The 9,042-nt window shown below is 43.0% G+C and carries 13 protein-coding genes and 1 pseudogene; 4 read left to right on the top strand and 10 right to left on the bottom strand.

Going from position 1 to position 9,042, the window contains the following annotated elements:
• Both MD536_RS22295 and MD536_RS18980 read left to right on the top strand, forming a co-directional pair.
• A pseudogene (locus MD536_RS22295) lies at window positions 1–119 on the top strand (IS30 family transposase); the annotation flags it as partial.
• Between the two features lie 25 nt (window positions 120–144).
• Window positions 145–729, top strand: coding sequence for a YceI family protein (locus tag MD536_RS18980; protein ID WP_239603004.1), 585 nt, complete (start codon window positions 145–147; stop codon window positions 727–729).
• 112 nt (window positions 730–841) lie between these two features.
• Here the strand turns inward: MD536_RS18980 and MD536_RS18975 are convergent, their stop codons facing one another.
• From MD536_RS18975 to MD536_RS18945, 7 genes are all read right to left on the bottom strand, one after another.
• Window positions 842–1,156 carry a LytR/AlgR family response regulator transcription factor gene (locus MD536_RS18975; protein WP_239603002.1) on the bottom strand — a complete coding sequence of 105 codons (315 nt, stop codon included), beginning with the start codon at window positions 1,154–1,156 and terminating at the stop codon, window positions 842–844.
• A 17-nt stretch (window positions 1,157–1,173) separates the two neighbouring features.
• The gene (locus tag MD536_RS18970; protein ID WP_239603000.1) at window positions 1,174–1,947 is read right to left on the bottom strand and encodes a FecR domain-containing protein; all 774 of its coding nucleotides are present in this window, start codon (window positions 1,945–1,947) and stop codon (window positions 1,174–1,176) included.
• Window positions 1,944–2,864 (bottom strand): AraC family transcriptional regulator, encoded by a 921-nt coding sequence (locus MD536_RS18965; protein WP_239602999.1) that lies wholly within the window; start codon window positions 2,862–2,864, stop codon window positions 1,944–1,946. Before MD536_RS18965 ends, MD536_RS18970 begins: the two co-directional genes overlap by 4 nt.
• Before the next feature lie 179 nt (window positions 2,865–3,043).
• A complete protein-coding gene (locus MD536_RS18960) occupies window positions 3,044–3,469 on the bottom strand; it encodes a DUF5675 family protein (protein WP_239602997.1) in 426 nt (141 codons plus the stop codon).
• Window positions 3,470–3,471: 2 nt separating this feature from the next.
• The gene (locus MD536_RS18955) at window positions 3,472–3,981 is read right to left on the bottom strand and encodes a hypothetical protein (RefSeq protein ID WP_239602994.1); all 510 of its coding nucleotides are present in this window, start codon (window positions 3,979–3,981) and stop codon (window positions 3,472–3,474) included.
• 30 nt (window positions 3,982–4,011) lie between these two features.
• Complete coding sequence (locus MD536_RS18950; protein WP_239602993.1) at window positions 4,012–4,239, bottom strand: hypothetical protein; 228 nt, start codon at window positions 4,237–4,239, stop codon at window positions 4,012–4,014.
• Window positions 4,240–4,291: 52 nt separating this feature from the next.
• A complete protein-coding gene (locus tag MD536_RS18945; RefSeq protein ID WP_239602991.1) occupies window positions 4,292–4,858 on the bottom strand; it encodes a hypothetical protein in 567 nt (188 codons plus the stop codon).
• Between the two features lie 749 nt (window positions 4,859–5,607).
• Between MD536_RS18945 and MD536_RS18940 the strand changes: the two genes are divergently transcribed.
• Together MD536_RS18940 and MD536_RS18935 are read left to right on the top strand one after the other, a co-directional pair.
• On the top strand, window positions 5,608–5,826 hold the full coding sequence (locus MD536_RS18940; protein WP_234865090.1) for an HTH-like domain-containing protein: 219 nt from the start codon (window positions 5,608–5,610) through the stop codon (window positions 5,824–5,826).
• 31 nt (window positions 5,827–5,857) lie between these two features.
• Window positions 5,858–6,388, top strand: coding sequence for a hypothetical protein (locus tag MD536_RS18935; protein WP_234865088.1), 531 nt, complete (start codon window positions 5,858–5,860; stop codon window positions 6,386–6,388).
• Between the two features lie 88 nt (window positions 6,389–6,476).
• On the opposite strand, the gene MD536_RS18930 is transcribed toward MD536_RS18935, so the two are convergent.
• From MD536_RS18930 to MD536_RS18920, 3 genes are read right to left on the bottom strand one after another with little or no spacing between them, the layout of a single operon-like run.
• The gene (locus MD536_RS18930) at window positions 6,477–7,361 is read right to left on the bottom strand and encodes a DUF488 domain-containing protein (protein ID WP_239602989.1); all 885 of its coding nucleotides are present in this window, start codon (window positions 7,359–7,361) and stop codon (window positions 6,477–6,479) included.
• A 29-nt stretch (window positions 7,362–7,390) separates the two neighbouring features.
• Window positions 7,391–8,236: a DUF3037 domain-containing protein gene (locus MD536_RS18925; RefSeq protein WP_239602987.1), complete on the bottom strand. Its 846-nt coding sequence runs from the start codon at window positions 8,234–8,236 to the stop codon at window positions 7,391–7,393.
• Window positions 8,233–9,042 (bottom strand): HipA family kinase, encoded by an 810-nt coding sequence (locus tag MD536_RS18920; protein WP_239602986.1) that lies wholly within the window; start codon window positions 9,040–9,042, stop codon window positions 8,233–8,235. The genes MD536_RS18925 and MD536_RS18920 overlap by 4 nt, the downstream gene beginning before the upstream one ends.

Genomic DNA, 9,042 nt, shown 5'->3' with positions numbered 1-9,042 from the left:
ACGTGACAAATGAAGAAATAAAAACAGTGGAAACATTGCTAAATAACAGACCAGTTCGAAAATTTAATTATAAAACACCTAACCAAGTGCTACAACAGAAAATTGCACTAATTACTTGAACTTAGAAAACAATAAATAACACGTATGAAAAAGTTATTCTTAATTCTGACAGCATTTGTTGCATTAACAGCATTTACCACAATCAGCACTATCTGGACAAACGACGATGCGCATTCGCAGTTAGGCTTTACCGTTACCCACCTGGGAATTGCAGATGTAAGTGGCACTTTTAATGATATTGATGTACTGGTACAATCCACCCAACCCGACTTCAGTGATGCCAGCTTTGAGTTAACAGCGAAGGCTGCCTCTATTGATACAAGGGTAGAAGCAAGGAATAATCACCTGAAAAGTGCCGATTTTTTTAATGCCGAGAAATATCCAACGTTGAACTTCAAAAGTACCGGCATCAAAAAAGCAGGCAAGAACAAATACAAACTCAGTGGTGATTTAACCATTCACGGTGTAACCAAACACGTAACCTTTGACCTGCTGTATAAGGGTACGGTTGAAAATCCGATGAGCAAAAAGCAGACAGCAGGTTTTCAGCTAACAGGCACCATCAAACGTTCTGATTTTAATGTTGGTCCGGGTTTTCCGGCAGCTGTAATCAGTGATGAAGTTCGCATCAAAGCGGATGGTGAATTTATTCAACCTGAAACCAAGTAAACATGAAAATGATCGATATCGCATTATTAATTGCACGGGTTGGTATAGCAGCCCTGATGCTCACACATGGAATTCCCAAATTGTTGATGCTGTTCTCAGGTTCAATTCCCCGCTAGACAAACATCCTGTACTTATCCCTTAACTCCGACCGCCCCTGTCTTGAAATGGGTAGTTCTTTGTCGGCAATCAGAATATAGGTATTGCCAATACCCCGGATATGCAGTTTTGAAACTATATACCTGCGATGAATTTTGATAAACTGATCAGCGGGTAAATGTTCGGCCAGCACTTGCAGGGGCGTACTCAAAAAATATTCCCGGTGTACCGTAACCACTTTGGAAAGCTTATTGCAGGATTCAAGGTAGAGGATCTCTTTCTGTGGAACCAGGTCCCATTTGCCAGCATGGCGAAATACTAATTCAGACATAGAAAGTTGATTGAGGGTTATTCTTCAATGGGTGTTTCCAGAGAAATCATATCTGGCATCCAGAAGGCACGCTGATTCGGTTCAACTCCCCAGATATTATATTGATCATAACCGAAACTCACATAACCGCGACTGGTAGATAAACTGGCCTGCTGCTCTCCCAATTGCTTGTACAGAAATTCTCCTTCCGTACAGGAAGCAAAGGTTTTGCTGCCCTCCACTTTGAACGGCTCACCCGGTCGCTTTTTCACTACAAAACGGGCACTGCCTTTTAAGACAACAGTACGTTCCATGGGATTCAATTCCGCCGGATAAACAAGTGAAGAATTCGGCAACAATTCTACCTGGGTGCTATCACTCAGGTAAAAAGTAATGGCCTGATCCTTCGTGCTGGTAGTGATTCTTGTCCAGTTGATTTCAGCCAATGGCCTGCCCTTTAATAATTGTTTGAAGGGCCCGCCTGGCAAAAACGCATCTACTACTGATAGCAATAAATAAGCATACACCGGATACAGCAGAATACGCTTGATCCAATTCACTTTTCGTTTGGGCTTTTGCTTATACTGATTCAAAACCTGCAAAGTAGCTGCGCCAGTTCCTTCTCTGTTCAGCTCCAGGAGCAGATCAAAGAAATGACTGTTGGCTTCGCGCTGATTGATCCAGCCATCCAACTGGTCCTTTTGCTGGGGAGTAGCCAGCTTCAGGAAAAAATCCTGCAGCAGTTGAGCAGACTCCGCATTGAGATCTGCATGGGTAGCTGCGAGTTTAAGTTGATCATTAATGGTAGTCATTTTTTATACATTTTCCGGTATTCAGCCGGGGTGAGTTGAGTTAGTTTATCAAAGTTTTCACGAAAAGTGGCTTCCCGCTGGTAGCCACATTCCAGAATGATTTCACGAACGGACTTATTGGTTTGCACGAGTAAATCCTTTGCCAGCATAATGCGTAAATGATTCTGTCGCTTCGCCATACCGGTACCAAACTGTTCACTGAAAAGCTGCTTGAGCGAACACTCATTGAGTCCGACAGCCCGCGCAATTTGCAGTGTAGTTAAATCCTCCGTCAAATGTTGCCGGATATAGGAATCCGCCAGCAAGGCATATTGACGCAGTAACTGTTTGTCTTCCTGAACGGGAACTGGCTGCTCCATCTGCTCCAGTAAAGCCAACAACAAATGCGATAATTGCACGGAGAGCCATTTCTCGGGAAAGCCCAGTGAAGCAGGTGCCTGTGTGATTTCTGCAACAATGGATTGCATCTTGGCTGTAGGCTGAAACCGTCCCTCTGTAAACAAGCCGAGATCCATTCGTTTGACAAGCGGCTCGATGTTGTAGAGGAGAAAATTCAGTTTGGCATGATCCGGTAAGGAGAGCTGGAAAAAACGGGAACGAAACAAACAGCAGGTACCTGGGTGTAAGGACCAGTCTTCACCATTCGCCTGGAGTTGAAGCATACCATCTGTAACAACGAGTAACTTCAGAACATCTGCTTCCTGCTCGTGATCCAACACAGCAGCGGGATGAAGCGAATAGGAACACCGATGCAACAAACCATCTGACGAAACATATTCCTGCCATTCAATCGTACCCTGTGCCATCCTGGCTCCCCGATGCTGGTGCAATACTAAACCGGGCAATGCAGAAGCAGACTCCTCAAAAGGGATCAGCCCGATGCTGCCAAGGTCTGGGTTTGAAATCCGGGTTAACAAGTGGGATGATTTTAGGTGATACAATGCTATAAACAGATCTGCATACACGCAAACAATTGGCAGGGAAATTTGCGCTTCGGAGCAAGGTTCCCGAAACCGTCGAAAATATTCCCAAAACCGTCGCTTTTTCTGGAAAAAATACCCCAGCCAGGACTAGCCGGGGTTTACGAATCGAATGCTTACGCAGCAGCAGAAGCATAGCGATCTGAGAGGTTGGTAACGGTGAGCCATACCCGCTCTTTTGCTTCCAGTGCAGACCGCACCAGTAACATAAGCGAAGCAAAAGCATCCACCGATTTTTTACCAATACCAGGAGCCAGCAATTCAGTCACCGGTGCGATACAACCATTGAGCTCCTTCAAAGCATGAGTAGCCTTGTGCAGGAGGATCAGGGATCTGTCCGGCACTGCTTTCACCAGGAGGTGCCACTGGTGACGGTCGCTGAAGCGAAGCACCAGTTGATACCGTCCTTCCGGGATGCAGGAAATCATGCGTTGATTGTTGCGCCAGGGAAGTTCGATGGTGAAGCAGATGAATTGATCGCGGCAGCTCAGGATACCATTCGTACCTGACGAATGATATTCTCTTTCCAAAAGCAGTTCCATAGCTAGAGCGATTTATGGATGACTGCCTTGTTACCCGCCAGATCATAGGCCGTGATGGTGACGAAACACGCACTGAAGTCTTTCGCGCGGGCTGTGGTGGAGTAACTCCAGGTACTGCCCTTACCACCAGGCATCCCCCTGCCCTCTTCGAGCAATTCACCCTTGCTGTTTTTGAATTGAAAGAAGACCCGTGCCACCCCGACATTATCGGAAGCCTGTACCTCCATAGTAAGCGGCTTGCAAGGTTTGGAGGGATGGATAACCGGATGGCAGAGATGGGGCCCTACCAGTGCATCGCGCAGGGCCAGGTGAAAGACTGATTTGCAGTTGGGAACCTGTTCCAGGTAGAACTGGCTCCAGGTAGCATCCCTGTGGACCATTTTAGCAAAGGCAACAGCCTTGCGAAAACGAATATTGGCCTCGTTTAAGACATGGTTTTTGCGCTTCGCTTTTTTGTGTTCCTTCAAAGCCTGGAGGAAAGCATCCACCAGTGCTTTAATCGTAATAGCCATAGAAAAGGATTTTGGAAGTTAAAAACGGGGTTAACCTTTCACAGCCACCTGGCTAACGGCGCTGGCAACCGTAGCTGCCACACCCATATAACTGGCGATGGTAGTGATGATAGCGGGGAGTGCCACCGGAGAGGCCAGCAGTGCAGCACTGATGCCGGCAAGAGCGAGCCCGATATTTCTGAGTTTCAGAAAAAACTTCGGCGTTTCCGCGCTGGCTCTTTGAGCAATGCTCAGTTGATCGATATCCTGTTGTTTCATGATAGAAGATTGAATAATTAAAAAATTGGTTTTTCAAAAGAGAAGCAGGTGATTAGATCACTGCCTCGAATTGGCTGCGATTTTTAGGCACATCTTCTGCAATCACCCGGATGATGGTACCGGCGGGAGAAGAGATTTCAGATTGGGTGGTATAGATCCAATCGAAACCATTATCATCCATGATGGCATCTCCTTCTTCGAGCAGACTACCATCGGGAGCAAAGAGACCAAAGCTCACTTTGGTAACGCGGAAGTTGTCGGTTGCCTGGACAGTGAGTGCTTGTCCGGCTGCACCAGAGTATCCATCTGTACGCAGGTTGTCGATTTCGGGACCTTTGAGCGCATCCAGCACCGCTGCATTATAGGCAGACTGGTTTTTCTTAGCAATTGCCTGGTAGGCGGCTTTGAGTTCCGGGTTGGCGATTGCTTTTTTTGCATAGATCACAGCAAGGGAAAACTTACGTTTAACTGCCTTTGTTTTTTCAGTGTCAGATCTTTCTTTTCGCGGCTTTGGAAGTCCGGCCAGGATAGATTGATCGCCCTTCATGCGAAGGGAATACTGTCCGGCTACTGTACCGGTGTAATTACGAGTCAGGACATTGTTAGATGAACGTGCCATTGTTTTAAGTTTTAATTGGATGAAAAAAAGGGGAAGCGGATTAAAGAGTGGGCAGACTGGAGGGTATGGCAGGCGGGGTTTAGCCTCGTAAAAGCAGGCGAAATTTTTTGACCGTTCAGGTACCGTTCTTATACCGTTAGTTGATCGTTCCTTGACCGTTATGGAACCGTCAGTGAATCGTTCCGGAACCGTTCCGGCCAGTCGGGAAATAACACCGATGCTAATTTGAATTGGGTAGGGAGGCTATCACCCGGCGAGCCAAACACAGGACCAGCATTGCCGGAGTGCATCATCAGAGAGAGCAACTGGAAATGATACTTAATTTATCCCGAAGCAGCATTGGGGCCTTATCTCCCTTTGCTACATAAGGCGGTCGGGCGTAACCGGTAGTTGTTCTGTTTGTTCTGAATGACAAAACAAGATTAGAAAGCAATTTTCACTCAAAAAAATAAACTTCGCGAATCGACAAAAAACCACGACGAACGACCAAAAAGGGGTTCTGAACGACATGTGGGGGGTATGGAAGAAGGGGGAATGGAGGTGGGAGGAATGGAGGAAAGGGGTGGAATTTCTAAAAAATGGATATCAATTGAAATGATTTCCGGTTTCCCGTATTCTAAAAGCATCTAGAATATCTAAATTGAAAAATATTGTCCAAAAGCATTGAGCCCAAATAGACTAAAATAAATCAAATAGATTTAAATTATGTAACCTTTATTATAAATTTTAACCAATTTAAATTTTATCAAATGACATTAAACCAGCTTAGTAGCACATTAAAAGAAATGTACTCAAATGCACCAAAAAATGAACAAGTAACCATGGTTCATTTATTCGGAATAAAATATGCAGAACATCTCCAAAAAATTGGTGTACGAGAAGTAGTTCAACAATCCGGACTACCTATTTCTTACAACACCGAAATAAATAAAGGAATAAACTTAGCTAAGTATGTTAGTCCGAGATAATAATAATTCAATTTTGTAAAAAATATATCCCATGAATAAAATACTAAAAAGCTCCATTGTACTTCTATTTTTTTCAACAACAATTTTCATTATTCAAGTCAGTTGCCAAAAGACTTCAGATGCACAATCTGGAGGGAGTACATACATATTACCCACTGCAACTTCATCCAGGTTGGGCGGAATAATTGTTGGAGAAGGTTTAGATGTCACAAACAATGGCACATTGTCAGTTAAAACCACCACATCCGCAGCACCAAGCTTAATTTTCTTTTCCCGAAGTAATCCTGCTGGTACTAGAGGAGATGAAATTTGGAAAGCAAATATTGATGGTTCTAATCCCCAAAAATTAAATATTACATTACCGAGTGGCTATTTAATTAGTCTTAACCAGGCAACTCCTGAAACAAATGGATCTGCTATCGTAGTAACAACTGACCAAAAAATCATATTTAGAGCCACTATTTCAAGTGCCCCATGGTCTAGTTTATTTTCGTGTGATTTTAACGGTAGTAATGTTGTGAAATTATTGGATAATGTTGGAACTAGTTATGCCATATATTAAATAAATTATAGCCGATATACTTAAATAATTGAAATGATTTATGGGTATGCATTCTTCAGGACGTAAGCAATACTTTGAGATGAGATATTTACAAATGGATTAGTTCGTAATCCCATCCGGGGAGTTGTATAATTGCTTCAGCCAGATGTTTGCGGTGGCACTGGCAAATATTGGCTTCAAAACAAGTAAGGGCAATGCGTTTCTTTTCTTTTAGTAGGTGTAATATCTTTTCCTGCGTGGAAACAGTATAGGGCAATGTTTCTTTTCTGTATTTGGCAAACAGCTTGTCGTAATCAGCCTGACAGGTTAGTTCTTGTCTTTGCTCCGAAATTATGCCTACCTCCGGTAAATGCAGGTATTCAATTCCTACACTGGTACAAGCATTCAGCAGTTGGCTTTTGGTAAAGCCATACTTCATACTCTGTGGGTTGTTTCGTACATCTACCAATACCCGCACAGCTTTTCCAATCAGTTTGTTCAGGTATTGCTCTAAAGAAATGCCTTCATACCCGATTGTATAAAGAATGGTTTTGGAAGCGGTGGGCCTATATTGAGCTACTTTTTGAAGCTCTCCGGCATTCAGGTATCTTTCTGCTCTTTCACTATGAATAGCATAGTAGGGATGCTGTGTATAGGTATGATGTATCAGGTCTTTGTAATCTTTGTTACCATGCAGGATATAAAGCTGCTTTAGTGCCATCCGGTCTTTTTCCTTTAGCAAGCTAACATAATCCACCGGGTCAGCCTTTTCTATACCTTTATTACTAACCTGTACCTGGCCGTACTTTTGCATGGTGGAAATATCCGAAGCTGCCTGAAAGGAATAACAGCCAAATTTATACGGCACAAAATGATAGTCCGGCTTCTCCTGCTTCTGCGTATAGAGCAGTAGTAGCTTTTGCAGTTGGGTTTTGCCCAAACTGCCTCCAAAGCTTTGTATGAGGGCTAATATAACCTTTCGTCGGTAGAACATGGTACAAAGGCATCAAAGAAACCGAAAATTCAGGATTGTATGTGCTGCTCTATTTCCTGTTTTATCTTCTTGGCTGCCATTTCCAATTGTTCTTCAGAAATAATTTCAATTTTAGTTTTATCAGTGCTTTTCGACTGTATTTTCTTTGTGATAAAATTGTTTAACTCGGGATGTTCATGAGGTAAAACGCTTAAAAGATAAATATGAACAGGCTCTGTAGCACTGCTGAGTTCATCAAGTTTTCCCACCCATTTATAAACTTTATTTTTTATGGCATCCGGTCTGTTTAAATTAAACGAGACTGATTCAAAACAATTCCATGCTCCGTTTTTCCAGGCTTTATCAAACTCCAGTTCATCATTTTGCGTCTTTACCTTATGATGCTGGAAATGTTTAGTAATACCAGATTCATCAAAATGCTTCTTATAAACCTTATTCCACACTTCTTTATCCCTTCTGATTTCTTCATCTTCATCGGTTACCTGTATCCTGACAAAACGGGAAAACAAATCACTAACCGCAACCTCCGCATTTATATCCAGCGTTTTTTTTACTTCTGAGAAAATTAATGCACTATCATCTTTCGGCAAAACCTGTTTTGTAATACCATCCAAAGAAGAGTATTTCTCAAATTCAAATTCCGATTCTAATTGCCGGGAGATTTCTGCTATCGATTGTTGAATGGATTTTATGCATTTAATCAGGTAACGACTGTTCACTTCCGGGAAAAATTCAGAAATCTTGCCAATTTTGCTGATGAATTTGCCTCGCAGTATTTTATCCTGAGCATCGTAGAGTACTACGCCCAAGTTTACAAACTCACCGGACACCCTGTCCGGCAGATACCGGAGAACCTGATACTGTAAAGTCTTCATAACATCAGTTTTTTGAGTTCTGTAATAAACGATTCCTTGTGTTCACAAATTGCAGTCAGGTACTGCCTGATTGTTTCAAATTGCTTGGATTGCCACTCTTCCGGGATTAAGGCTTTTGCTGCCTGCCAGAATTCCGAGCTCAAGTTACTCAACCTGTCTGAGAATCCCGCATAGTCAAAATCCCTGCCCTTTAAAAAAGGCAGCAGACAATGCCGGTTTATCCATTCTAAGTCATTGGCACTTAGTTGCCATGGTGTCGGATTCTTAAATATATCCAATGCAAAGCCAAAAGCGAGTTCATGGTCAAAAATTACCATTTCATTACCGTTGGTAATCATGTTCGGTTTCTCCTTTGTACGGTCAGAGTTTTGGATAAAGACATCAAAACAGAATAGCTGCTGGGCAAATGGTAACTGGTGATTATTCAGTTCTTCATTAACAAGAATGGTTTTGTAACCCGGCACATATTCCGAACCATAATTAAAGCCAATGCTTTTGTGGGCAAGTCCCCATGCATCACTTCCCTTTAACAATTCAACAAACTCCGGTGAAATATGGACAAGGACAGGCTTCACCACTTTAATTTCCATCTGCATGGCAATAAATGCTGCCAGCAATTCCCGCATACAGGCTTCGGGTGACATTCGTTCGGCTCCTCTGAACTTTACCACATAATCACCCTTGCTTCCATGTTCATTAACAGCTGTAACCAATAAAGGTTTATTCGCCCCGGTGGTAAACTGCTCGTGCGAGCTGATGGCTTCAACAACCGGAAGCGAATAATCAATATCGGTGATTTTTATCAT

Source organism: Flavihumibacter cheonanensis (genome assembly GCF_022352215.1).
In the GTDB taxonomy this organism is placed as follows: domain Bacteria; phylum Bacteroidota; class Bacteroidia; order Chitinophagales; family Chitinophagaceae; genus Flavihumibacter; species Flavihumibacter cheonanensis.
Note: the sequence above shows the minus strand (reverse complement) of the source record. Positions and strands in the feature narration are given on the sequence as shown.

What these genes read in the sequence shown, in the direction of transcription:
- MD536_RS18980 (WP_239603004.1), top strand. Translation starts at nt 145, where the DNA reads ATGAAAAAGTTATTCTTAATTCTGACAGCATTTGTTGCATTAACAGCA.
- MD536_RS18975 (WP_239603002.1), bottom strand. Translation starts at nt 1,156, where the DNA reads ATGTCTGAATTAGTATTTCGCCATGCTGGCAAATGGGACCTGGTTCCA.
- MD536_RS18970 (WP_239603000.1), bottom strand. Translation starts at nt 1,947, where the DNA reads ATGACTACCATTAATGATCAACTTAAACTCGCAGCTACCCATGCAGAT.
- MD536_RS18960 (WP_239602997.1), bottom strand. Translation starts at nt 3,469, where the DNA reads ATGGAACTGCTTTTGGAAAGAGAATATCATTCGTCAGGTACGAATGGT.
- MD536_RS18955 (WP_239602994.1), bottom strand. Translation starts at nt 3,981, where the DNA reads ATGGCTATTACGATTAAAGCACTGGTGGATGCTTTCCTCCAGGCTTTG.
- MD536_RS18950 (WP_239602993.1), bottom strand. Translation starts at nt 4,239, where the DNA reads ATGAAACAACAGGATATCGATCAACTGAGCATTGCTCAAAGAGCCAGC.
- MD536_RS18945 (WP_239602991.1), bottom strand. Translation starts at nt 4,858, where the DNA reads ATGGCACGTTCATCTAACAATGTCCTGACTCGTAATTACACCGGTACA.
- MD536_RS18940 (WP_234865090.1), top strand. Translation starts at nt 5,608, where the DNA reads ATGACATTAAACCAGCTTAGTAGCACATTAAAAGAAATGTACTCAAAT.
- MD536_RS18935 (WP_234865088.1), top strand. Translation starts at nt 5,858, where the DNA reads ATGAATAAAATACTAAAAAGCTCCATTGTACTTCTATTTTTTTCAACA.
- MD536_RS18930 (WP_239602989.1), bottom strand. Translation starts at nt 7,361, where the DNA reads ATGTTCTACCGACGAAAGGTTATATTAGCCCTCATACAAAGCTTTGGA.
- MD536_RS18925 (WP_239602987.1), bottom strand. Translation starts at nt 8,236, where the DNA reads ATGAAGACTTTACAGTATCAGGTTCTCCGGTATCTGCCGGACAGGGTG.
- MD536_RS18920 (WP_239602986.1), bottom strand. Translation starts at nt 9,042, where the DNA reads ATGATAAAAATCACCGATATTGATTATTCGCTTCCGGTTGTTGAAGCC.